The organism is Vagococcus allomyrinae (genome assembly GCF_017829975.1).
GTDB lineage: Bacteria > Bacillota > Bacilli > Lactobacillales > Vagococcaceae > Vagococcus_D > Vagococcus_D allomyrinae.
Map to the genome: position 1 here is coordinate 89,707 of NZ_JAEEGA010000010.1, position 22,292 is coordinate 111,998.

Here is a 22,292-nt window from a genome sequence, read left to right on the forward strand (position 1 = left end):
TTGTAGAATCTTTATAATTTGATATAGATGTAAGTTTTAGTATGTAATGCGCATTTTAAATAAACAAGTGAAAATAGTGATCTAGTTTTTTTAGCAGAAGCTCACTCTAAAGGAGTCATTCAATGATAAAACCAGCCAGCCTTAAACTAATCGACCCTCAGAGAGAAATCATTGACCAAAATGATAACTTTGCCTATGTTGTTCCTTGTAAAGACTTGCGTCAGTGGGTGTCCAATTTTACCCTATCCTTTCCAGATGAAACGATGATCTCTGATAACTACACCGTCATGCCGCACGGTAGTGTCACCTTGGTTTATTATCACAACGACACTGGCCTTCATGATAGGCTCTTTGGGCCAATGACAGAGCCGAAAGTAGTCGGAGATATTGCCAATAAGTGTCAGTTTATCTTCATTGTTGAATTTCAGCCGGCAGGTTTTTATCCCTTTAGTGAGTGCCAGCAAAGTGAATTAGTAAATGGTATCTACTCCTTTTCTTCGATAAACCCACTTATTGATACGGAGATTCGGCAAATTTTGGCAATGGAAAAGTCGGCGGAACAGGTCTTTTCACGCGTTGAAAGACTGTTGTTAGACAATCTGGGAGTAACCTGTCCTGAGGTACTCACCAGAGCTGTCGCCTTAATCAGCCAAAGCCAAGGAAGGATTCTCCTCAAAGCAGTTGTGGAGACCCTCTCTTATAGTGATAGACAGCTTAATCGCTTTTTTAATCAGTATTTAGGTTTAAGCATGAAAGGCTTTGCCCGTGTGGTTCGATTGAATCATTCTTTACGTTATTTAAATGATCCGCGAAAGACAGTGGCAACGATTTGTGATGAGTTAGGTTATTATGATACGGCTCATTATGCCAAAGATTTTAAACTTATTTGTGGTGTGACACCCCTCAATTATCGGCAAAATCTGTCTGATTTTTACAATGAAGTGGCTAAATTTTCGTCTTATACTTAATGTGTAAAAGAAAGGAAGATGACGAATGAAATTTGGCGGCGTATTATTGATTGTAGAGGATATCGCAATAGCAACAAAATATTATCAAGAAGTGTTAGAACAGCAAGTGACCATGGATTTAGGTGAACATGTCTCATTTGAAAATGGCTTGGCCTTGCAAACCAACTACGGGAGTATTGTGGGCAAAGAACTAACCACCACGCCAGGAGCTAATACGTTTCAACTGTACTTTGAGGTTGAGGGAATTCAAACGTGGGCTGAGCGCTTGGCAGAAAATTCGGAGGTGACTTTTTTGCATTCAATTAAGGAATACCCTTGGGGACAACGGTCCTTTAGAATTTACGACCCAAGCCAAAATATTATTGAAATAGCGGAAAGCATGGCAGAGGTTATCGGTAACTTAATAGAAAAAGGTCTTTCTACAGAAGCGATAGCCAAACAAACCATGTGTCCTGTTGACTATATTGAAACTTTGAGAGATTAATAGTACCATTAAGGATGATTAGAATGGGGAACGTTGAAGGGGGAACCGATGAGGATCGTCAATATAATTGCCAAAACAGATGTAATGAATTTTAATAATCGGACGGTTAAGGAACAGGTGGGCTTTGAGACCCATTTGGAAACTAAAAAGAAACGGGCCTGGCGAATAAACGCAGTAGCCATCTTGATTACTGTGTTATTCTTGTGGTTATTTTGGATGAACTGGTTACCTGTTTCGGTATTTGGCTACTATCTTATTTTAGGTGGTTGGTTTATTAGTTTAATGGCAGGGCTCCAAACCGTGTTAACTCGTCCTATTAATGCTAAAAAGGATGATAAGGTGACTCTTGTCTGCCCTTTGCAGACAGAGGTTGACTACAATATTGAATTAGCGGATGAGGGGATTAGCTGGTTAGCAGATGATGTATCGATTGAGATTGCTTGGGAAGAAGTTGTCAGAGGTACATATCTGGGAGAGGATGTGGTGGATCTTTGGACAGCCGATCGTGGCTTTTTTATCAAGTTGGATAAGCTAGCTGAAGAAGAGCGTGCAGAGGTGGTGAAGCGAGTTCGCTCACAGTTGGGAGCTCGCTTAGAAGATCAGGCGGCAGCAAAATCACGTCATTATGATTACTTAGCGCTAAAGCAGAGGTATGTCCGTCCTTTTCTGTTGATTAATTTAGTGCTGCTTGTCGCTATGGGAATAGCTGGAACAATGATTGATAAGAATGGGCGTGAATTACGGGAGGACATTTCCAAAGGAACTTCGATGGAACAAGTCAAGCAACTAATCGGGAGACCTAATGGTGAAGTAACTGGCAAGGCTTATTTTGAGATGATTATCAAGGAGCGAGCTCGTGACTTTAAGAAGAGGAATCAGTCAGAGGTAGATGCTCTCAAGGGGCTCATGGATGTGGCAATTGTTGGTCAAAGAGAACTGTTAGAGCAGGAAACGGCCAAGGTTCTAATATATGATTATCATGGTGAGAGTTATTTCTATCTGTTTATTGATGGAAAATACGTTCAAAGTTTACTGCCGCTCTCATGATCTGTTTGATTATTTAACACGATGGATTTATTTCGAAAGTCAAATTTAAACCCAATTCTCGATATTGCATCAATAGTTTGAAAAACTTTCGGGATCGAGTTATTATAGTATAAAGAGGTGATAGTGGATGACTAAAGAACTGAGTTTAAAAGAAGCACTGTTAGCAGAGTTTGGTGAAAATGAACCGATAATTTTGAGATATATTGATTCAGAAGAAAAATATGGTGTGGACAAAAATTCATTTAGAAAATACTTATCAAATCTATACAAACTTAAGGAGATAAATCGAGCTGAGGAAGGCATTTATTATTTTGCTTTCACCAATACCTATTTAAATGAAGAGTCTTTTTTGAGTGATGATAAGCTTGTAGTAAGTAAGTTTATCATGAGTGGCAAAAAAAGATATGGTTATAGAACAGGGTTATCATTTGCCAATCAACTTAGCGTCACGACTCAGGTACCAAAAATGACCGAAATAACATCGTCGATGATTTCGAGAAATAAAGTTGAAAACTTATCAACTAAGTATTTTATCTACAAAGCAAGAGCAAAGATAACTAATAGTAATTATCGATTAATGCAAATACTTGATTTAATTAATGATTATGAAAATATGGTTGAGGTAGAAGACAATAAGGCGCAAGAAATGATGACTCTTTATCTAAAAAACACCAAAATTAGTAGGGCTGAGCTGAACAGCCTGATTAACGAGTACCCTAGTAAGTTATTTAGAACCTTATATAATAAAAATTTATTTAAGGTAATCGAAAGCACGGTAAAGTAAAGATGGCTGGATACTTATTTAACGATAAAGACGTTTTTAATGACTTTGCAGCAAGGGCTGCAAAATTTTTTAAGACAACTATTGATATCGTAGAGAAGGATTACTTCGTTTCTTTAGTATTAAAAGAACTTTCCAGTAGAAATGAAGAGATTGTTTTTAAAGGTGGGACATCATTATCAAAAGCCTATCAGATTATTGATCGGTTTTCAGAAGACATCGATTTATCTCTCTGCAATTCAGATAGAATTAAACCAGTGGCTAGCCAAAAAGTAAAATTGAAAAGAGACATAGAAAATACCGTCAATTTATTTGGATTTAGTATTCCTAACCTAAGTTCAACAGGTTCTAGAAGGAGCTACAATGCGTATGAGATTTCTTATGATTCAGTTAGAATAGGAAGTGATATTAATGATGATATGGGGTTAAAGTCGCATATATTATTGGAAACTTACTGTCACAATGCCTCCTTTCCAACGACTGAGAGACAAGTGGAAAATTACATCAATCGCTACCTACTTGAAGCATCAATAGTTCAACGAGAGGTAATTGTAACCGATTACCCGGAGCTAATCCCATTTACAATGAAAGTTCAATCACTTGAGCGGACAGTATCAGATAAAATTTTTGCAATATGTGACAAATGGTTGGATGAAAGGGGAGGGGCTGCAATCCGACAGTCTCGGCATATTTATGACTTATACTATTTACTAAAGAGTGATGAACTAGACTATAACATATTGAGGGAGACATTTTTTGAAGTTCGTATGATTCTAAAAAACGAGTTAACGTATAATCCTTCAAGTGCCAAAGAATATAATATTCCGATTTTAGTCAAGACTCTTTTGGAAGAGAATTTTTTTGAAGATGATTATAAAAAAACAACCCAATTATTAACTGATCATGCACCAGATTATGCGATTGTCAAAGATTACTTACTTCATGTAATTGAAAAAAACGCAGATATATTTAGTTGATATACATGAGTTCGGATAGATGAATCAGCTAGCGGAAGTCTGATATAGGAGAAACTAAAATTGTAGCGAAGAAAGAGCATCGCCAGAAACCCTAGTTCTCTGGTGATGCTCTTTTTCAAAAAATCTAGAAGAATGGCCTTGTTTTCAACTAACTTAATTCAGCAAAAAACTCATCCATAGCTGGTAATTCTTTTTCCATGGTTAACGTGATGCCGACTTTTGTGCACAAATCAAGTAAATAGTGATAGACATCTTCTTGTGCCACAATGATTTTTTTGGGTCGTTTATTCTCACTTAAATAATCAATGACACAGTCTACCACAATACGTATCTCGTCATCAGGCGTCTCGGTTAAGCTATCAGCGAGAATCATTTCGCTATGATGATCCACTAGAAGGCAAAGTTTAGGGACCATTCCTTGCTCTGATTTGTTTTCTTTTACGAGGGTACTTAGGAAGAAAGATGCTACTTCTATGATTTGATTTGTTTTTGGTCGTTGTTTTAGACGCTCAATAAGTAGTGAGCCCAACATTTCTACTTCAACGATATCATCTATGTCTTCAGGGAAATCAATTGATTCGACCGTATGTTGCCATTTTTTTAACGATTCATCGTAATACGTGATGAGGGTTTCAAAGTTATTAAAGTCGACAATGATTTGTTCAGTTTTCACCAAGATTAAGGCATCATAGAATAGCTTCAAGCAACGAGTCATAAAGCGAACCTCTCGTCGGGTAATCTGCCAAGGTTCCATCCCGCGGACAAAGGAGACAAACTGAAGCCAATTGCCATCTCCCCTAAAGCGATAGCCCAGCTCTTTAATGATGTCATAGTTTGCCTTAAATATATCTTTTCGTGAGCCGTATAAAGCAAATAATCCAGACTTTTCAGCGAGGGCATTAGTGTATGAGTCATAATCTTGCATTAAGAAATGATACAAGTCTGTGATATCAGGCATAGTGGAGTGAATGCCAATCCCAACGAAAGACTCTTGGGTGCCCTCGTGTATCGGGTTGAGGTAAACTGGTAACTTGCGAGTAGGCATAAGGAGTGTGTAGACATCAGTGGTTGCTGTGAATTCCCAAGGTGCAAGTGCCTTTATTTTAAGTCCAATCTCATATAATGCTCGCCATTCAGTTAGTTCGTTCTTTTCCATTCTCTTTCATTCCTTTCATTTAAGCCTCACAAGAGCTAGCTGCCACAATACGCATCCAATATAATTGTATTTATCGTACCATAAAAGTGAAGATGATAGGTGATAGAATTAAAAAAAATCCCCTTGTTAATAGCTTTTTAGTGACGATGTTAGAGCAAAAAAACTCCCTCAGACTTGGAGAATGAGGGGGCTATTTATGCTTGTTTAGCATTTAGCGTCATTTATTTTTAGACAAAAATGATCGTAATTAGTGTAAAGTTAAAGCTTACGTTAAACTTGTTGATAGCGATTGTCTTCATTAGAGCCTTTTTTTTGTGAGTGATAGTTGCAACAACTTTCAATAAAGCGTTACCACTTGTTGCAAAGAAATGTCATAGTCGGAATGGGATTCCCTGACTATAATTAGCTTATCAACTTGATAACGCTAACAAATACGAGAAGTAAAGTAAGGAAGTGTTTATCATTATGTTATCTAAGCGACAAAAGGAATTGTTAGAGCTGTTAATTGAACAAGAGGAGTTTCAAACGGTTAAGTTCTTTTCTAGAAAGTTAGGGGTGTCTGAGCGAACCCTTCATTCTGAATTGACACTCGTTGAAGACTACTTAAACAGTTCTGAAGCTTACATCGAAAAAAAGAGAGGAGTGGGGATTGTCTTAAGACTGCCTAGAGAAGGTAGTCAAAGTAGTGAAGAACCAGAAATGGATGTTTTTTCAATTCTTAATCGGCGCATTCAAATGATGGAATTATTGTTATTTAGTCCCGAGAGGATCAGTTTTAACGGATTATCAGAGTTATTTATGGTCAGTAAAACATCAATAAAAAATGATTTAGACTATGTGATGCAGATTTTAACAGTTAGCAATGATGTGAGGCTAACCAGTAGCTCTCAGGGAACAAAATTGAGTGGCAGTGAGGAAGAACTACAAAAAGCGTTTCTGCAATTTAATCGTTATTTGTTAAGTCACTCTGATGGGTACTTAGACGAGGTCATATCTGAGAAAATCAAGTTGTTTGAAGCCTATTATGGTGAACAAGTTGTCAGTGTTTGTACAAATGTTCTATACAGTTATGTCAAAGAGCATGTTAATGCGATTTCAGATTATTATATTCAAAATGTCTTAAATGTTTTAATCATTCTTGTTTATCGAATTATAGAAGGCCATCATATTCAATTAAGTGACAAGCAAGTGGGTGGGGATTACGACACCATTTTTTTTGAAGAAAGTGCCAGTCAGATGTTAAACAAAGCAGCTTTGCGCTTAAGTTTTTCTTATACAGAACAAGAGGTCAAATATTTAGCGCAACATTTAATCTCTAATCGCTTTAAGAATTTGCCAAAAGCTGAGCTTGATCAAGCAATTGTCACGAGTATTTTAGAGAGTGTCTCGGAATCATTAAGCATTGATTTCACTCAAGATGAAAAATTGGAAGAGCAATTAAAAAATCATATTCCACCCATGATTTACCGACTCAAACTGAATAATACAACTGAAAATCCTTTTACGAGTCACATCAAAAATGAGTTTTCCCTGACGTTTAATGTCATTTGGCTAGTCTTGAGTGAGTATGAAAAAGAATTGGCGATTGTTTTTACGGAAGATGAGATTGCCTTTTTGACCATGTATTTTCAAGCAGCGATTGAGCGGGCAAGAATAAATCGTAAGATTTTAGTGGTTTGTCAAATGGGGATAGCCACTTCCGAGTTTTTAATCAATCGAATTAAGAACAAAGTGCCTTCCTTAGACACACTGGAGGTAGCCTCAGTGCCGGAATTAGGACATATTAATCTGGACTCTTTTGATTTAATTGTTTCGACGATTAAGATTAATTTGCCAAATCGTGAAGTTATTCATGTGTCCCCATTTCTAAGTGATGAAGACATTGTCAAAATCACCAATGCTGACTATCGTAAGCTCAGGGAACAAAGGACTGAAATGCAAGGTGCTTTAGAAAGGGCGATTCAGCCGGCTTTTATGGAAGTCGATAGTGAGTATAATTCAAAAGAGGAGCTCATTGAAAAAGTGGGGGCTAAGTTAGTAGCGGAAGGTTTGGTTAAGCCTGAGTTTCTGATTAGTGTCAGCGACCGAGAAGAGCTTGGAGGAACGGATCTCCCATCTGGTACGGCAGTTCCCCATGGAAGTTCCCTTTACGTTGAACAAACGGTGATTGTTGTCATTAAAAACAAGAAAAAATTTAAGTGGAGTCAGTATTATGTGGATGTTATTTTTATGATTTGTATCTCAGAGAGGGATATCAAAAAAACGCGAGGGATACTATCAGACATTTACACGATTATCGACGATCCCACAAAATTAAAAGAGATCAGAGGCGTTTCTTCGAAAGCCTTATTGCTAAAGACGATTGGGAGTGAGCACAAGTGAGTCAAAAAGGAAAAAATAAAGCCGTCATTGCAGAAGGATTAGTCTTTTTAGATAGCCAATTAGCCACGCAAGATGAGGTGATTCAATTTATAGTTGAGAAAGCCTTGGCGGAAGGGTATATTGACAATCAGTTTGCCTTGAAGGAAGCCGTTCAAAAGCGTGAGCGGGAAATACCAACGGCTATCGGCTATCAAATTGCCATGCCACATGGCAAGACAGCGGCTGTCTTACACCCTTTTATTGCATTGTTGCGGACAGCAGAAGATTTTCGCTGGTCGGAACAAAATGAAGAACGCGTTCGTTTAGTTTTCTTGATTGGTGTACCAGAGGAAAGTGAAGGGAAATTACATTTGAAATTTATCTCTCAATTAAGCAAAAAGTTATTAGACGATGAGTTTAGACAGAGCTTATTAACAGAAACAAACCAGCATAAAATTTTTGAACAATTAAGCGCCATTGACATTTAAGTCGATGAGCAAGGAGGAATTAGCATGAAAGTAGTCGCAATTACAGCCTGCCCAACTGGGGTGGCTCATACGTACATGGCTCAGGAAGCAATTGAAAAAGAGTGTCGAAAACGGGGATATGAGGTACAAGTGGAGACGCAAGGAAGTATGGGAGTTGAAAATGAATTGACTCAAGAAGAGGTCGATGGGGCTGATGTGGTCATCTTAGCCGTTGCGATTGGGATTGAAGGAGAAGAGCGGTTTGATGAGAAAATGGCAGCGGGGAAAGTTATCTCAATTGATCCAGGGGAGGTTATCAAACATCCCACAGAGGTTCTCGATCGAGCTGAAAAACTGTAGAACGACTCATTAGCAGATAATAAGGAGATGACTTGACATGAAAAAAGAAAATAAAGTGTTAAAGGATTTGCAAAAAGCATTTAACACCGGTGTGTCGTTTATGTTGCCAGCGGTTGTTGTTGGCGGGATTTTCTTGGCAATTGCTTTGGCAACTGGTAAAGCAACGGATAGTGGGATGGAAATTACGAGTCCCTTTATGCAAAACCTAAATGATCTCGGGGCGGCTGGTTTTGCCATGATGATTCCATTATTGTCCGGTTATATTGCCCATTCTCTAGCGGGAAAACCGGCTTTAGCACCAGCTATGATTTTAGGCTTTGTTGCCAATAATCCGATTGGATCAGGGCAGATTAAGACCGGCTTTTTAGGCGCAATGATCATGGGGGTAGCAGTCGGTTACTTTGTCAGATGGTGTAAAACTTGGAAAGTGCCGGCGACAATTCGCACGATTATGCCAATTTTAATTGTACCAGTCGTGACAACCTTTGTTTTAGGCATGCTTTATATCTACGTTATAGCTGTGCCAATTGGAGCCGCAATGGACTGGTTAGTGGAAGTGCTGGGACGGATGCAAGGCGGCAGTGCAATTGTCCTTGGCTTGATTATTGGGGCGATGACTGCTGTTGATATGGGGGGACCGATTAATAAAACGGCCACGGCCTTTACATTGGCTCTGATGTCAGAAGGCATTTACGCACCTAATGGGGCACACCGGATTGCGGTGGCAATTCCCCCCTTAGCGATGGCGATTTCAACCTTTATCGATCGTAAAAAGTACACGTCAGAAGACCGTGATTTAGGAATTTCAGCCCTCTTTATGGGCTTGATCGGGATAACGGAAGGCGCGATTCCCTTTGCCGTTAAAGACATGAAGCGGGTATTGCCGGCGATTATTATCGGCAGTGCGATTGGTGGGGCCCTAGGAATGGCGAATGGCGTAGAAGCGCTAGTCCCTCACGGCGGCTTGATTATTTTACCTGTTGTGAATGGGAAATTATGGTACGTGATTTCCATGCTAGTAGGAACCTTAGTATCAGTGGCAATTTTACACTTTACCAAGCCGAATATAGAAGAGCTGAAAGCGGAATAAGCCCGATGTGTAGATAATTAAAAATTAAGATGATGGAGATGGCGATGAGATGAAGAAATTACCAATTAAAACAGTAGTTGAAGGGCTTTTAACCTTACAAAAAACAGGAAAAAGTGCGACGTTATTAGGCATCGGCCCAATGTCGAAGAACTGTGTGCAAGCGACATTGGAATTATCAAAAGAAGATGATTATCCGGTCATGTTTATCGCGAGTCGCAATCAAGTGGATGCTGACGAATTAGGGGGTGGCTACGTCAATGGCTGGAATCAGTTTACCTTTGCTCAAGCAGTAGCCGAAGTGGCGGAAGCGATTGACTATGATAACTTATACTATTTATGCCGTGATCACGGCGGACCATGGCAGCGTGATCAGGAACGAAATGATCACATCCCAACAGAAGAGGCGATGAAGTTAGGCCAGCAATCTTATGTGGCAGATATTGAGGCTGGTTTTGATTTATTGATGATTGATCCCACAAAGGACCCCTTTGAAGTGGGGAAAGTTATTCCTTTAGATGTTGTGTTAGAACGGACCATTGATCTCATCGAATTTTGTGAAAATGAGCGAAAGGCCCGAAATCTGCCTGAGATTGGCTACGAAGTGGGCACAGAGGAAACCAATGGCGGCTTAACCTCAACGGAAACTTACGAAACCTTTATTTTACAGTTACAAACCGAATTAGAAAAAAGAGGATTACCAATGCCGACCTTTATTGTGGGGCAAACTGGAACGCTAACCCGCAAAACGGAACAAGTCGGAACCTTCAATTTTAAGAATGCGTATGAATTAGCTCAGATGGCAAAACGTTATGGGGTCGGCCTTAAAGAACACAACGGAGATTATCTGGATGATGTAACACTGTTGGAACACATTCCGTCAGAAATTACAGCTACCAATGTGGCGCCACAATATGGAACAGAAGAAACTCGGGCCTACTTAAATTTAGCGGCAGTCGAAGCAAAATTAGTTGAGTACGGTTTGGTGAAGACGCCCTCTAAGACTCGTGAGGTATTATTGGTTCACGCGATTAAAAGTGAACGCTGGAGAAAGTGGATGGTTGGCGATCAAACAGACTTAACGGTGGAGCAAATTACGGCAGATGAAGTCCTTTCAGAAGAAATACTGGATATTGCCGGACATTATACCTTTAATGATGGGGCAGTTAAAAAGGAAATCGCGACGATGTATAAAAACTTGGCTCAACACAATGTGGACGGGCAACGTTATGTCATCGATCATATCAAGCGCCCTATTCGTGATTATGCCGAGTGCTATAATTTAAAAGGCGCTACGACACGGATTAAAGGGTTGCTTAAGTAAAGGCTGTATGAGAAAAATAACAGTTAAGGATAGCTAATCAATGGGTTAGCTATCCTTTTTAGAAAAGGGGTAATGTGATGTTTACGTCACTTGATCAACAAGCAGTTAATACGATTCGGGCATTGAGCCTTGATGCCATTGAAGGGGCCAATTCAGGCCACCCAGGGTTACCTTTAGGAGCCGCACCGATGGCCTATGTCTTATGGTCTAAATTTTTAACCGTTAACCCACTGACCTCTACCCATTGGACAAATCGTGATCGTTTTATTTTATCAGCCGGTCACGGCTCAGCGATGTTGTATAGTTTGCTTCATTTAGCGGGGTATCAAGTAAGTTTGGCTGACTTAAAAAACTTTCGCCAGTGGGGATCTAAAACGCCGGGACATCCAGAAGTCCATCATACCGATGGGGTTGAAGCGACAACCGGGCCGTTGGGGCAAGGGATTGGCATGGCCGTTGGGATGGCCATGGCGGAAGCTCATCTGTCCGCCACTTATAATCAAGCAGGCTATCCAATCGTTGACCACTATACCTACAGTCTTTGTGGCGATGGTGATTTGATGGAAGGTGTCTCGCAAGAGGCCTGTTCGTTAGCAGGTCACCTTAAACTGGGCAAGTTGATTGTGCTGTATGATTCCAATGATATTTCCTTGGACGGCCCAACAGATAAGTCCTTTACCGAAAATGTTGGGCAACGTTTTATCGCTAACGGTTGGCAACATCTATTAGTCGAAGATGGCAATGATTTAGAGGCGATTTATCAGGCCATTGCCTGTGCCAAAGCTCATAGTGAGCAGCCGACTTTAATAGAGGTCAAAACGATTATTGGCTATGGGGCATCTAAGCAAGGGACAGCCAGTGTTCACGGGTCTCCACTAGGAAAAGCCGAAACCGAAGCCGTTAAAACCTTTTATGGTTTAGATAAGAAGCAACAGTTTCATGTGTCAGAGGAGGTTAAAACTCATTTTAGTCAACGAATGGTGGCAAAAGGGGAGTTAGCAGAACGTGAATGGACGCAATTATTTACGGCTTACGAAGAGGCTTACCCAGAGTTGGCGGCCCAATATCAGCGAGCATACGCTGGCGATTTATCAGCAGGCTGGGATCAGCAATTACCACGGGCTGAGGTAGGGACGGCAGTGGCAAGCCGGGTGACAAGTAAGGAGACGATTCAAGAGATTGCCAAGGCTGTGCCTTATTTTTGGGGTGGCTCTGCCGATTTATCCTCATCCAACAACACGATGATCGTCGGAGAGACTGATTTTGCGGCTCAAAACTATGGCGGCCGAAATATTTGGTTTGGGGTTAGAGAATTTGCCATGGCAGCTGCGTTGAATGGCATTCAATTACATGGTGGAACGCGCGTTTACGGTGGAACATTTTTTGTTTTTGTTGATTATTTAAGAGCTGCCTTACGCTTAAGCGCCTTACAAAAATTACCGGTAACCTATGTCTTAACCCATGATTCCGTCGCAGTTGGCGAAGATGGGCCAACTCATGAACCGATTGAGCAACTGGCTAGTTTACGCTGTTTGCCAAATGTTCAGGTTATTCGACCGGCTGATGGCAATGAAACGGTGGCAGCATGGAAAGTTGCCATGACGTCAAGACAAACACCGACTGTTTTAGTGTTAAGTCGCCAAAACTTACCAGTGATAAATGGATCTGAAAAGTTAGCGGAAGAAGGCGTAGCAAAAGGGGGGTACGTTATCTCGCCACAACAAGGGGATCATCCCGAAGGCATCCTGATTGCCACCGGTTCCGAAGTAGCCTTAGCCGTTCAAGCGCAAAAGCTCTTGAGAGAACAAGGCCAAGATGTGTCAGTGGTTTCATTGCCTTGCTTTGAATTATTTGAACAACAATCTAAAGCCTATCAAGAGTTGGTTTTACCACCAAACGTTAAGCGGCGCTTATCCATCGAAATGGGGGCAAGTTTTGGCTGGGAACGCTACGTGGGAACAACTGGGGCCAGCTTAGCAATCGATAGCTTCGGAGCAAGTGCGCCAGGCGAAACGGTCATCGCTAAATACGGCTTTACTGTTGAGAATGTCATGGCAAGATATCATAAAATCTCATGATAAAACATGGAGAGAGGTTTAGATCAGGGCTTTTCTTCATGTTCTTTGAAAATAGAAAGGGTGACAAGATGCTAGCATTTATTTTTGATGTTGACGATACTCTTTACGACCAACTTCAACCGTTTCAATTGGCATTGGCGCAACATGTTAACATTAAAGAACTTTCTGTAGAAAAAGTTTTTGTTCGCAGTCGTCAGTATAGTGATCAGGTCTTTCAATTAGCGGAAAGCGGCCAAATAACCATGGGGGAGATGCACCAATACCGAATTCAAAAAGCCTTGTCAGATTTCGGCATCTCAATGACATCGTCAGAAGCGGCAGCTTTTCAACGAGATTACACTGACTTTCAGCAAGAGATTAGTCTAATCGCTGATGTCAGAATGGCTTTAGATTATTGTCTAGCACATGGTTTTTTATTAGGGGTAATCACTAACGGCCCGGAAAAACATCAATGGCGTAAAATAGAACAGTTGCAACTAACCAAGTGGATCCAGAAAGAGAATATCATTGTCTCTGGAGAAGTGGGGCTAGCTAAACCACAGCCTGAAATTTTTGAACTAGCAGAAATCAAGATGGGGTTAACGAAATCCCAGACCTATTATATTGGTGATTCGTTTCAAAATGATGTAGTAGGTGCCAAGAATGCGGGATGGCACGCCGTTTGGAGTAATCGACGGGGACATCCTCCTTCCGACGCCTCAATCAATTATGATTATTTGATTAATGACGAGTCAAGCTTGCTTCACTTTGTTCAAGCTTTTTAAGGATGCGGAGGAAAAATCGATGATAAAAGGGATTATATTTGATATTGATGACACACTGTATGACCAACAAAAGGCGTTTATTCAAGCGTTTAATGAATGTTTACCAACTTATGTAAAGGACGTTGATTATGGTGCCTTGTTTCAAAGGATGAGAGCTTATGGCGACGAAAGTTTTACCTTAGGCTATGAGCAGACTGACCTGCGAAAGATGCAAATTTATCGGATTAAACGTGCCTTGAGAGACGATCAAATTAAAGTCTCAGATGAGTTAGCCCTTAAATTTCAACATGCTTTTGAAAGATACCAAGAAGAGATTGAATTATTCGGGGAGATGCCTTCAATCTTTGAGAGGATCAAAACCAAAGGGTTAGCCACAGGCCTGATTACCAATGGAACCGCTAAGAGACAAGCTAAAAAAATCGAGAGATTGAGGCTAAAAGAATGGATGCCTGCTGATCTGATGTTGATTTCTGAAGAAGTAGGCATAGCTAAGCCAAAGACTGGCATTTTTGAGTTGATGGCCCATCGCTTATCAATGGTTAACTCCGAGTTGCTTTATATCGGGGATAATTATACCAACGACATCATCGGAGGGAAATCAGCAGGATGGCAAACAATTTGGGCGAATTATCATCGATTGACTAAACCGACTGAGGTTGTTGAGACTGATTATACGGTTCAAAGTCCAAAAGAGTTGGCCCTTTTGCTAGAAAGGCTGTTAGTGAAAGAAGAGTAGGAGGAAGTGGGGCAACTAGTAGAAGGAAGAGAAAACTGTTAAGCGAGTTGAGGCGATTCCCCTTGAGAGTGAACCGCCTCCGAAAGAAAAGGAGATGGAGTAGTTTATTGAGATTGCCGGTACCTTTCAAGAAGTGTTACTTAGCTATAGACACGATGTAATAATCTACCCGATGCTCCTTACTAGAGGCTAGTTATAGCTGTTGACACCTAATTCAACTAACGAGTGCAAGCTATTTATTCCTATTTATAGTAATATTATTAGGGGAGTAGAAAAAATAGAGGACGTGTTTGCTATGAAATTAAATGAATTATTAAAAATTCGTCGTGAAAAAGAAAACATGACACAAGCTGAGCTAGCCCAAAAATTATTTGTTACCCATCAATCAGTTTCAAAGTGGGAACGAGGAGAAAATGTTCCGAGTGTTGATAATCTTTTGCAACTGAGTGATTTATATAATATTTCATTAGATGAATTGATTCGAGGAAGTTCCTTTTTTAAGAAACCATTTTTTGTGAGACAACCAATTAATAAATTGAAGATTATCGCTTTTTTAGTATTTTGGCTTTTCCTTAGTCTATTTTTTACTGGATTTGGTTATCAACCTTTTTTTGTATTTATATTAATCTATTGTATAGGTCTTTTTATGGTGTTTCCAACGTTCTTTCAGGATTATTGGATAATCAATCGATCAAATCTAGTCATAAAAAAATATAGCTCAAACTATAGTAAAGTGTTTGAGCTATTTAAAACTAGCCTTAATCAAAAGAATGAGCAAACCATCGAGTATACCCAAATTGTTAGCGTTAGTCTAGAATATTATGTACGAGTTAGAACATCACCTTTTGATTTTCATCCAGACCCTTTTTTTCTAGAAGTTACGCTTGCTAATGATGACTGCTTACGTCTCCCTTTGACATCTAAAATTGAAGAGTATCTACCACAATTTTTTATGCTTTTACAGAAAAAAGGTATAACTATGATTGATGACCATAACATCATGCCAGTTATGATTAGAAATGAATCAGTTTTTGAATATATGAATCAAACGATTACAGAGTTAAAAGGGCTTTAGAGTTTGCGATCTATAGACATCCCGTAAGATAATCTGAACATATAGCTCCACTGGATCGTCATTATTTAATAGGAGCTATATAATAAAAAAACGTTATTGTGATTGTTGAAAGTGCGGCTGATTTTATTGGTGACGTGATAAAAACTTGAACTACTGAAGGATAGTGGCATTAAGACATTTTGTTTGTTTTTATTAGATAACAAAGGAGATTGAGATGAAAAAAGAGAATAAAGTGGTAGAACAAGATGACACAGCAAAGGAAATTACTGATGGGTTTCTTAGGCTTATAAAGTTTGGTTTTGGATTGGCGATTAGTGGTGCTATTTTAGGAATAGTTGGTTTGATTGGCAATGTTGTCTTTTTAAAGATTATCGCTGTGTTTCTGTTGTTGACTGGGGGGATCGCGCTGCTTAAAGCAAAACGTATTGTTTTGAGTCATGTAGGGACAGGGGATGAGGACAGTTAATTCAATAATCGAGCAGTTAGGGCGTAATTGAACCTGGAGAATTAGGTCATAAAATGAGTTTATGACGATAATAAAGTAAAACATCAATAAAATCATAAGAAAGTAATTAAAAAATCGCTGGATTGGGTAATTAATGGCAATGCAATCGTTATGCCTCAGGTTGAGAGTAGTGGATGAAAACATCTATTTATTAACAAAATGATAAGCAAATATGGTAATATTGAAGTATAAAAAATGGAGGGATTACAATGCCAAGAACAAAGTCACTTTTTTCAGAGTACAATGTTTATTCGTTAGAAAATCTATTACGTGAATATTTAACTAATTCTCAAAATGAAGAATTATCAAACGAGGTGGTCCAAGTGGTTAAGTCGGCAGAGATGTTCCAAAAAGGCCAATATGAAAAAAATAACTATATAGCACCAAGTAAAGCATATAGTTTCAGCGTACATGCTTTAAATTTAATGACTGGAACTTTAAGTATTGAAGACATTCAGCAGAGCATTTCTAAAGGGGAGAACAGTCGAATAACGGATGAGTTTATTAAGAACCTATTGACAATTATAGGGGAGTCGCTTTCGACAGAGAATAGTGCGGATAATCAACTTGTGTTTTGGGGGTAGCCTATGATACATAATAACTATTTGACTTTAAAAAATAGAGCGATTCAAGTTTATAAGTTGATACAAGATCATCAAAAGAAAAAATATCCTATTCCCTATTTAAATGATTTATTTCAGGAGCTAGAGATTATTTATAATGGATTTATTGATAAATATCTGTCTAAGGAAGAAGTATCTGATATCACTATTCTTGACTTAGTGAAAATAAATAAGTTCGTTAATGGAACGAATTCGCTTATTTTAGGGACACTTCATAATGCCAGTGTTATAAAAAATCCAAAGTCAATCACGATTCCCATAAAAGAAATGCTTGAAATGACTCAAAGTTCGTCAGTCTATATTCCTGAACTTATCTGGGATGTTAACTATTATATTGGAGAAGTAACGAGTGTCTACAATCGACTAGTAAAATCAATTGGTTTAGATGTCACGCTTAATATCCCACTGTATCGATTTGGAATCCCTCATTTTTATCAAGATGATGCTTTAATGAGTGGGATTTTAGGTCATGAACTAGGGCATTATTTTGATTTATTTGGAAATTTAGATATTTCAGAAAAACTATTAATCACATTTGTTAACGATTCATCACTGATTGATGAGTTAAAACCGTATATTGTATTTGAGGAGGGGGCTTCCTTGGTAGAGGTGGATAAAAATGAGATTGTACAATTATTTTTATCTGACATGTATCTGAATAATTGGCTAAATGAATTTGTTGCTGATACAATTGGAATCGCTTTATACGGACCTGCCTCTTTTTTTTCCAGCGAGAGGCTTATTCAGTCGATTACTATTGAGCCTGTTGCAGGTAAAGTGAAGGCTGATTCATCTTCTGATACGCACCCTCGAAATAAATTACGGTATCAAGTGAAGAAAAGAGTTCTTGAAATATTAGACTATGATTTGCCACAGATATTTCAAGACGAAATTGATCGGTGTGAGCAAATTTGGGAAAATGCAATAAAGCTATATCCATCAGGGAACACGATCGTTGGCAAAATGCATAATAAGATAGTCGGTCTATCGGTAAATCAGGAATCTTTGGGGATAATTGAAACGTATTTGATGAAGAAAATCGATACAATAATTAACTTTTGTCTAGCAGAAATGCCGCGGGAGTTAATCTACCAACCTCAACAGATGACGGAATCAATTGAAGTATTAGCAGAAAAGTTAGGTCAGCTACTTCCGCCTAATGAATTAGCGCCTAATAGCCCAAGTGATAGTATTTCAATAATAAATGCTGGTTGGTTGGCATATTTGGTTCCCTCAAAATTATTAAAAAGGCAATATCGAACGAATACAGAGTTGATTCAGGCAATAAATAGTATGCTAACGAGAGGGCTGGAAGTTGCTGCTATACATAGGAGGTGGAAAAATGTCAATATTGAGTAAAGTGGAGCTTCACAATAAAATGTCGGCTAAAGAAAATTGTTTAGTTATTAGCCCAATACTTGATGACACACAGATTGGACTTTCAAGTATAGATTTAAGAGTGGGAACAGAATTTAAAGTGTCCATACATTCTAGACGACTAGCTTTTGGGGTTGTACAGGAAGATTTGGATACGTTCTATCAAACCACTTATAGAAACTTTGGTGAAGAGATTATCATATATCCAAATCAACAGGTTTTAGCAGATAGTTTTGAGTACGTTAGGCTCCCACAAGATTGTAGTGCCATGCTTATGACACGTTCATCTCTTCAGAGAATAGGACTCTCAACCTCATCATTAGTTCAGCCGGGCTATGCAGGAACATTGACAGTTCCTTTGGAAAATAAAAGCAATATCCCGATTGTCATTAAGTCAGGAATGCGATTATTTCAATTGGTAGTATACAAACTCCGATTAGAGAGTGAAGGACAATCATATATTGAAATGCAAGATTCTAAATATATAGGCAATACATCACCCGTGATTTCAGCAATTAATAGAGATGCTGATCTGAAGAAATTAGAAAAATTTGTGAGTGAGTAAAAAGAGGTGGTAATCAATGTAGATTAACCGGTCAAATTGAAGAAAGTTCATTCGAGATGATTGGCCAGATTCACATGACTATTTAATCCAAGCAGAAATGGTGAAATTTTAACCTTATGGCGTATTTTATCGAGTACAAAGTAAAAAAAGTGTTATATCGTTCGTAAAGTAACGATTTTGAGGTGAGCTGTATAAAAGAAACCAATAAATTCACTGATCGAGTACCCACGGCGCAATTAGATATTAAGTGCTGGACACTAAAATGCTGATAAAGAGACTATATATTCGAGTTAATTAATGGGATTATATCCCATTAATTATCACTTTTTTCAAACAAGCTCGGACATAAAGTCGTTTTACTTCGAAATTGTCGAGAGAGTAGACTTTTGGAGTTCGTCTATCCCACAAAATTCGTGAAAACAATGGAGGCCGAAACAATTGTCCCGGCCTCCGATGTTTAGACTCATATATTTTTTTAGCAACTCCTGAGAATACTACTGTACTCCAATCATATGTTTGGTTCTATTGAGATTAACAATTTTTTTAACCAAATAAGCTAGCTGCTGTGGCTGCCCCAACAATTCCATCTGCTGCTAATCCTTTAGATTTTTGGAAACTAATAACTGCGTTTTTCGTCCCACTACCGAAGACACCGTCAACTGTGAGTGAATAGCCTATCGTCACTAAACGGGACTGAATGAGTCGAGTGATATTTCCAGAATCTCCTGATTTAATACCGTATTTCCATGCTTTTTTAGACGCTGCGCCAAAAATACCGTCAACAGTTATCCCGGATTTCCATTGACCATTCATTTCTTTTTGGACACCTGTTGTAATCGCCTTTTTCGTTTGAGCTCCAGCAACACCATCAACTGTTAATCCAGTCCGATAGGTATTATTTAACCACGTTTGAACGGTCTTTATTGATGTGCTTGGCGTTGGAGTTGGAGTAACTGCTGTACCATTTATTATTCGGGCATAACCAGCTACTGCCCAGCCTTTAATATTGTCTATTCTCACAACAGTTCCTGGCTTAGGGGCATGGATAAACTGAGTGGCGCTGATCATAATTCCCACATGGCCTAGTCCTGACATGAAGACAATATCACCAGCTTGAGGATTACTGTAAACTTTCATTTTAGCAGGAATACGATTATTCCAATAGGTTTTAACATTGGTTCGCGCGCCTAGAACGCTTCGATAACCATTTTTCTGAGCATAAACATAATCCACTAAACCACTACAATCAAAGGTATTAGGTCCATTTGCTCCCCATACATATTTTTTCCCAAGGTGCTTGCGCGCCTCAGCTACAATTGTTGCAGCATTACTTGCAGCCTCGGCTTCAGTTGGCTGCCAGACAGATGTCATGACTGGAGCGCCAACTCCCATCAGATTGATGGTAACCATCATTAAGATAACAACTAGTTTGCTTTTAACTTTTTTCATGTGAACCTCTCCTTATGAAGTAATTAATTTTAGCAAAAGTTTAGACAAAAAAGCTGAACCAAAACATTCAGCTAAGAGTTAAACTCTAATTTTTACCACTTAACATAGCTCCATTTACTTGAATTTGACAATTTTGCATGAGTAGCTTTGCCATAAATTCCATCAGCAGTCAATCCGTTTCGGGCTTGAAAAGCTTTGACTGCTGCCCTAGTTCCGGCTCCATAAATACCATCTACCTTTAATGTTGGATAGCCTGACTTACAGCCTCTAGTATTTGCATTATTGTGGTAGCTATTTAATCTTTGTTGTATGGTTGTAACGTTGTAACCATTATAGTAGGCTGCCTCAACTGTAGTTGCTCCAAATAACCCACCTGCGATTGGAGAAAACCCACCTGCTGTTGCCAATACTGTTAATGTTAGTGCTGCAATCGTTAGTTTTTTTAGTTTTTTCATGTTAATTCCTCTTTTCATTTTTTAGTTGTTTCTGACATAGAATTTTAAGCTATTTCTTCAACTTGTATATCTTTACTACTAATTAGTTGATCCTCTAAAACTAGTTTTTTTTGACTGTTTTTCTTAAGGAAGACAACTTTAATGACTTGACCTTTATTTTTTACCTGAAGCAGTTGATCTTTGTTACTCTCATTACTTAATATCAAATACTTTTTTAGTTCTACTTCTTCTTTTAAGCTAAATTTTACATTCATCGATATACGCCTCACCTATTGCCTTACCAAGTGTACCAACCTGACCGAGTCCAAAAAAACAACATGTCATTCCCTCCTCAAAACAATTTATTTATTTGATATATGTAGTTTATAATGCTTACCAATAAATAAACAGGACACAAATGTCACGTTTGCCTTTTAAACACTAAAATTATATAATAGCCTTAAAGTGTAAATGGGAGGTTGTTATGAACGTAAAAGTAGAAATTGGTAAAAAAATAAAACTTCTTAGGAAAAAGAAGAAACTTACTCGAGAAGCATTTTGTGAAGATGAAGCTGAGCTAACGGTCCGCCAGTTATTAAGAATTGAATCTGGACAATCACTTCCGTCACTGCCAAAAATTCAATTTATTTCCAAACAATTGAATGTCCCTATCTCTCACTTAATTGATGAAGAATATTCCATATTGCCTCATCGGTACATAGAAATAAAAAATAGTATCATTAAAACATCAATTTATGGTGAAAGAGATCGCATCCAATCTCTTGAAGCTAGTTTTGATGAATTATTTTCAGATTATTACGACAATTTACCCGAAGACGAGCAACTTTTTGTCGATTTGCAACAGGCAAAAATGGACATTCATTTTAATGCAGATGATCTTTTTTGGCGATCCATTATTGAAGACTATATTGCTCAATTGTTCGTAAAGAAGCTCTATAATGAAAACGACTTGATTTTAATTGAAGTTTATCTCCATTACCGTTTCGACAAAGAGTATTTGCCTGAAAAGATTTACCCACTAATTGAAACGGCCATTGAGCAAATTAATTTCTATTTGGATAGTGATGCACTTTTATTGTTGCGAATTCTTATATGTGCCATGAGCCTTTTTGAAACTCATAAGGATTATACACTATTTGAAATTTGCCTTCGAACGGCCAATTTCATTATGACTAAGCATCAAGATTACAAAAAGAAGCCAATTGTTCTTATGTTAGAGGGCAAGTTTATTCTTTTCTCGAAAAAAGATAGTGAAGCGGGAATTAAAATGTACCAAAGTGGTTCAACATTTGCTAGGATGATTGACGATGAGTTTCTGGCAAAGAAAATAGAGGAAGAGTTGCAGCAAGATTTAGAAAAGGTGAAGTTGCTTTAATATTTGAGTGCTATCTTATGAGATTAAGAGATCTTTCCGCGGGCTGGTGAGACAATAATTTTTAATAAATGACATTGCTCCATCGAAAAAACGCTCTAAAAAGGAAGTTGTCTAGCTACATGAGAGAGTATTGAAGGTTCTGCTGTTAGGGGGCTTTCACAAAAGCTCATCAGCACTGAAATCTGAAATTAATAAATCTCGAAATGAGATCATTATTTTGCAGAAAGAGACTCCATTAAAAATTGAGACGTTAAGTTAAAGGTGATGTTCTCATTTAT

At 38.5% G+C, this 22,292-nt stretch carries 23 protein-coding genes; 19 read left to right on the forward strand and 4 right to left on the reverse strand.

Going from position 1 to position 22,292, the window contains the following annotated elements; genetic code table 11:
* The first annotated feature begins 122 nt into the window (after positions 1-122).
* From I6N95_RS15410 to I6N95_RS15430, 5 genes are all read left to right on the forward strand, one after another.
* Complete coding sequence (locus I6N95_RS15410; RefSeq protein ID WP_209529562.1) at positions 123-968, forward strand: helix-turn-helix domain-containing protein; 846 nt, start codon at positions 123-125, stop codon at positions 966-968.
* Positions 969-993: 25 nt separating this feature from the next.
* Positions 994-1,452, forward strand: coding sequence for a VOC family protein (locus I6N95_RS15415; RefSeq protein ID WP_209529564.1), 459 nt, complete (start codon positions 994-996; stop codon positions 1,450-1,452).
* 48 nt (positions 1,453-1,500) lie between these two features.
* Positions 1,501-2,499, forward strand: coding sequence for a hypothetical protein (locus I6N95_RS15420; RefSeq protein ID WP_209529565.1), 999 nt, complete (start codon positions 1,501-1,503; stop codon positions 2,497-2,499).
* 127 nt (positions 2,500-2,626) lie between these two features.
* On the forward strand, positions 2,627-3,283 hold the full coding sequence (locus tag I6N95_RS15425) for a hypothetical protein (RefSeq protein WP_209529567.1): 657 nt from the start codon (positions 2,627-2,629) through the stop codon (positions 3,281-3,283).
* A gap of 2 nt (positions 3,284-3,285) precedes the next feature.
* Entirely contained in the window at positions 3,286-4,257 is a 972-nt protein-coding gene (locus I6N95_RS15430) for a nucleotidyl transferase AbiEii/AbiGii toxin family protein (RefSeq protein WP_209529569.1), read from the forward strand.
* Between the two features lie 148 nt (positions 4,258-4,405).
* On the opposite strand, the gene I6N95_RS15435 is transcribed toward I6N95_RS15430, so the two are convergent.
* A complete protein-coding gene (locus I6N95_RS15435) occupies positions 4,406-5,413 on the reverse strand; it encodes a DUF6930 domain-containing protein (protein WP_209529571.1) in 1,008 nt (335 codons plus the stop codon).
* A 465-nt stretch (positions 5,414-5,878) separates the two neighbouring features.
* Between I6N95_RS15435 and I6N95_RS15440 the strand changes: the two genes are divergently transcribed.
* The 13 genes from I6N95_RS15440 to dcd all read left to right on the forward strand — a co-directional run bounded on the left by I6N95_RS15440 (position 5,879) and on the right by dcd (position 18,735).
* On the forward strand, positions 5,879-7,795 hold the full coding sequence (locus I6N95_RS15440) for a BglG family transcription antiterminator (protein ID WP_209529573.1): 1,917 nt from the start codon (positions 5,879-5,881) through the stop codon (positions 7,793-7,795).
* On the forward strand, positions 7,792-8,262 hold the full coding sequence (locus tag I6N95_RS15445) for a fructose PTS transporter subunit IIA (RefSeq protein WP_209529574.1): 471 nt from the start codon (positions 7,792-7,794) through the stop codon (positions 8,260-8,262). Before I6N95_RS15440 ends, I6N95_RS15445 begins: the two co-directional genes overlap by 4 nt.
* A gap of 24 nt (positions 8,263-8,286) precedes the next feature.
* Positions 8,287-8,601: a PTS fructose transporter subunit IIB gene (locus tag I6N95_RS15450; RefSeq protein ID WP_209529576.1), complete on the forward strand. Its 315-nt coding sequence runs from the start codon at positions 8,287-8,289 to the stop codon at positions 8,599-8,601.
* Positions 8,602-8,638: 37 nt separating this feature from the next.
* Positions 8,639-9,691 carry a PTS fructose transporter subunit IIC gene (locus tag I6N95_RS15455; RefSeq protein ID WP_209529578.1) on the forward strand — a complete coding sequence of 351 codons (1,053 nt, stop codon included), beginning with the start codon at positions 8,639-8,641 and terminating at the stop codon, positions 9,689-9,691.
* A gap of 49 nt (positions 9,692-9,740) precedes the next feature.
* Positions 9,741-11,012 (forward strand): class II D-tagatose-bisphosphate aldolase non-catalytic subunit, encoded by a 1,272-nt coding sequence (locus I6N95_RS15460; RefSeq protein WP_209529580.1) that lies wholly within the window; start codon positions 9,741-9,743, stop codon positions 11,010-11,012.
* A 77-nt stretch (positions 11,013-11,089) separates the two neighbouring features.
* Positions 11,090-13,090, forward strand: a complete 2,001-nt coding sequence (gene tkt, locus I6N95_RS15465) for a transketolase (protein ID WP_209529582.1) — start codon at positions 11,090-11,092, stop codon at positions 13,088-13,090.
* 68 nt (positions 13,091-13,158) lie between these two features.
* Positions 13,159-13,854, forward strand: coding sequence for an HAD family hydrolase (locus I6N95_RS15470; protein WP_209529584.1), 696 nt, complete (start codon positions 13,159-13,161; stop codon positions 13,852-13,854).
* A 19-nt stretch (positions 13,855-13,873) separates the two neighbouring features.
* Complete coding sequence (locus tag I6N95_RS15475) at positions 13,874-14,590, forward strand: HAD family hydrolase (RefSeq protein WP_209529586.1); 717 nt, start codon at positions 13,874-13,876, stop codon at positions 14,588-14,590.
* Between the two features lie 295 nt (positions 14,591-14,885).
* Positions 14,886-15,665 (forward strand): helix-turn-helix domain-containing protein, encoded by a 780-nt coding sequence (locus I6N95_RS15480; protein WP_209529588.1) that lies wholly within the window; start codon positions 14,886-14,888, stop codon positions 15,663-15,665.
* A 214-nt stretch (positions 15,666-15,879) separates the two neighbouring features.
* Complete coding sequence (locus tag I6N95_RS15485; RefSeq protein WP_209529590.1) at positions 15,880-16,131, forward strand: hypothetical protein; 252 nt, start codon at positions 15,880-15,882, stop codon at positions 16,129-16,131.
* A gap of 248 nt (positions 16,132-16,379) precedes the next feature.
* Positions 16,380-16,754 (forward strand): hypothetical protein, encoded by a 375-nt coding sequence (locus I6N95_RS15490; RefSeq protein ID WP_209529592.1) that lies wholly within the window; start codon positions 16,380-16,382, stop codon positions 16,752-16,754.
* A 3-nt stretch (positions 16,755-16,757) separates the two neighbouring features.
* Positions 16,758-18,152 (forward strand): hypothetical protein, encoded by a 1,395-nt coding sequence (locus tag I6N95_RS15495; RefSeq protein WP_209529594.1) that lies wholly within the window; start codon positions 16,758-16,760, stop codon positions 18,150-18,152.
* A complete protein-coding gene (dcd, locus tag I6N95_RS15500; RefSeq protein WP_209529596.1) occupies positions 18,136-18,735 on the forward strand; it encodes a dCTP deaminase in 600 nt (199 codons plus the stop codon). The genes I6N95_RS15495 and dcd overlap by 17 nt, the downstream gene beginning before the upstream one ends.
* 543 nt (positions 18,736-19,278) lie before the next feature.
* Here the strand turns inward: dcd and I6N95_RS15505 are convergent.
* The 3 genes from I6N95_RS15505 to I6N95_RS15515 form a co-directional block, all read right to left on the reverse strand.
* Positions 19,279-20,184, reverse strand: coding sequence for a peptidoglycan-binding domain-containing protein (locus tag I6N95_RS15505; protein ID WP_209529598.1), 906 nt, complete (start codon positions 20,182-20,184; stop codon positions 19,279-19,281).
* Positions 20,185-20,276: 92 nt separating this feature from the next.
* Positions 20,277-20,639, reverse strand: coding sequence for a peptidoglycan-binding domain-containing protein (locus I6N95_RS15510; protein WP_245249558.1), 363 nt, complete (start codon positions 20,637-20,639; stop codon positions 20,277-20,279).
* Between the two features lie 44 nt (positions 20,640-20,683).
* Positions 20,684-20,893 (reverse strand): hypothetical protein, encoded by a 210-nt coding sequence (locus I6N95_RS15515; protein ID WP_209529602.1) that lies wholly within the window; start codon positions 20,891-20,893, stop codon positions 20,684-20,686.
* A 209-nt stretch (positions 20,894-21,102) separates the two neighbouring features.
* Here I6N95_RS15515 and I6N95_RS15520 point away from each other — a divergent pair, with 209 nt between their 5' ends.
* The gene (locus I6N95_RS15520; RefSeq protein WP_209529604.1) at positions 21,103-22,014 is read left to right on the forward strand and encodes a helix-turn-helix domain-containing protein; all 912 of its coding nucleotides are present in this window, start codon (positions 21,103-21,105) and stop codon (positions 22,012-22,014) included.
* The last annotated feature ends 278 nt before the right edge of the window (positions 22,015-22,292 follow it).

What these genes read in the sequence shown, in the direction of transcription:
- I6N95_RS15410 (WP_209529562.1), top strand. Translation starts at nt 123, where the DNA reads ATGATAAAACCAGCCAGCCTTAAACTAATCGACCCTCAGAGAGAAATC.
- I6N95_RS15415 (WP_209529564.1), top strand. Translation starts at nt 994, where the DNA reads ATGAAATTTGGCGGCGTATTATTGATTGTAGAGGATATCGCAATAGCA.
- I6N95_RS15420 (WP_209529565.1), top strand. Translation starts at nt 1,501, where the DNA reads ATGAGGATCGTCAATATAATTGCCAAAACAGATGTAATGAATTTTAAT.
- I6N95_RS15425 (WP_209529567.1), top strand. Translation starts at nt 2,627, where the DNA reads ATGACTAAAGAACTGAGTTTAAAAGAAGCACTGTTAGCAGAGTTTGGT.
- I6N95_RS15430 (WP_209529569.1), top strand. Translation starts at nt 3,286, where the DNA reads ATGGCTGGATACTTATTTAACGATAAAGACGTTTTTAATGACTTTGCA.
- I6N95_RS15435 (WP_209529571.1), bottom strand. Translation starts at nt 5,413, where the DNA reads ATGGAAAAGAACGAACTAACTGAATGGCGAGCATTATATGAGATTGGA.
- I6N95_RS15440 (WP_209529573.1), top strand. Translation starts at nt 5,879, where the DNA reads ATGTTATCTAAGCGACAAAAGGAATTGTTAGAGCTGTTAATTGAACAA.
- I6N95_RS15450 (WP_209529576.1), top strand. Translation starts at nt 8,287, where the DNA reads ATGAAAGTAGTCGCAATTACAGCCTGCCCAACTGGGGTGGCTCATACG.
- I6N95_RS15455 (WP_209529578.1), top strand. Translation starts at nt 8,639, where the DNA reads ATGAAAAAAGAAAATAAAGTGTTAAAGGATTTGCAAAAAGCATTTAAC.
- I6N95_RS15460 (WP_209529580.1), top strand. Translation starts at nt 9,741, where the DNA reads ATGAAGAAATTACCAATTAAAACAGTAGTTGAAGGGCTTTTAACCTTA.
- tkt (WP_209529582.1), top strand. Translation starts at nt 11,090, where the DNA reads ATGTTTACGTCACTTGATCAACAAGCAGTTAATACGATTCGGGCATTG.
- I6N95_RS15470 (WP_209529584.1), top strand. Translation starts at nt 13,159, where the DNA reads ATGCTAGCATTTATTTTTGATGTTGACGATACTCTTTACGACCAACTT.
- I6N95_RS15475 (WP_209529586.1), top strand. Translation starts at nt 13,874, where the DNA reads ATGATAAAAGGGATTATATTTGATATTGATGACACACTGTATGACCAA.
- I6N95_RS15480 (WP_209529588.1), top strand. Translation starts at nt 14,886, where the DNA reads ATGAAATTAAATGAATTATTAAAAATTCGTCGTGAAAAAGAAAACATG.
- I6N95_RS15485 (WP_209529590.1), top strand. Translation starts at nt 15,880, where the DNA reads ATGAAAAAAGAGAATAAAGTGGTAGAACAAGATGACACAGCAAAGGAA.
- I6N95_RS15490 (WP_209529592.1), top strand. Translation starts at nt 16,380, where the DNA reads ATGCCAAGAACAAAGTCACTTTTTTCAGAGTACAATGTTTATTCGTTA.
- I6N95_RS15495 (WP_209529594.1), top strand. Translation starts at nt 16,758, where the DNA reads ATGATACATAATAACTATTTGACTTTAAAAAATAGAGCGATTCAAGTT.
- dcd (WP_209529596.1), top strand. Translation starts at nt 18,136, where the DNA reads ATGTCAATATTGAGTAAAGTGGAGCTTCACAATAAAATGTCGGCTAAA.
- I6N95_RS15505 (WP_209529598.1), bottom strand. Translation starts at nt 20,184, where the DNA reads ATGAAAAAAGTTAAAAGCAAACTAGTTGTTATCTTAATGATGGTTACC.
- I6N95_RS15510 (WP_245249558.1), bottom strand. Translation starts at nt 20,639, where the DNA reads ATGAAAAAACTAAAAAAACTAACGATTGCAGCACTAACATTAACAGTA.
- I6N95_RS15515 (WP_209529602.1), bottom strand. Translation starts at nt 20,893, where the DNA reads ATGAATGTAAAATTTAGCTTAAAAGAAGAAGTAGAACTAAAAAAGTAT.
- I6N95_RS15520 (WP_209529604.1), top strand. Translation starts at nt 21,103, where the DNA reads ATGAACGTAAAAGTAGAAATTGGTAAAAAAATAAAACTTCTTAGGAAA.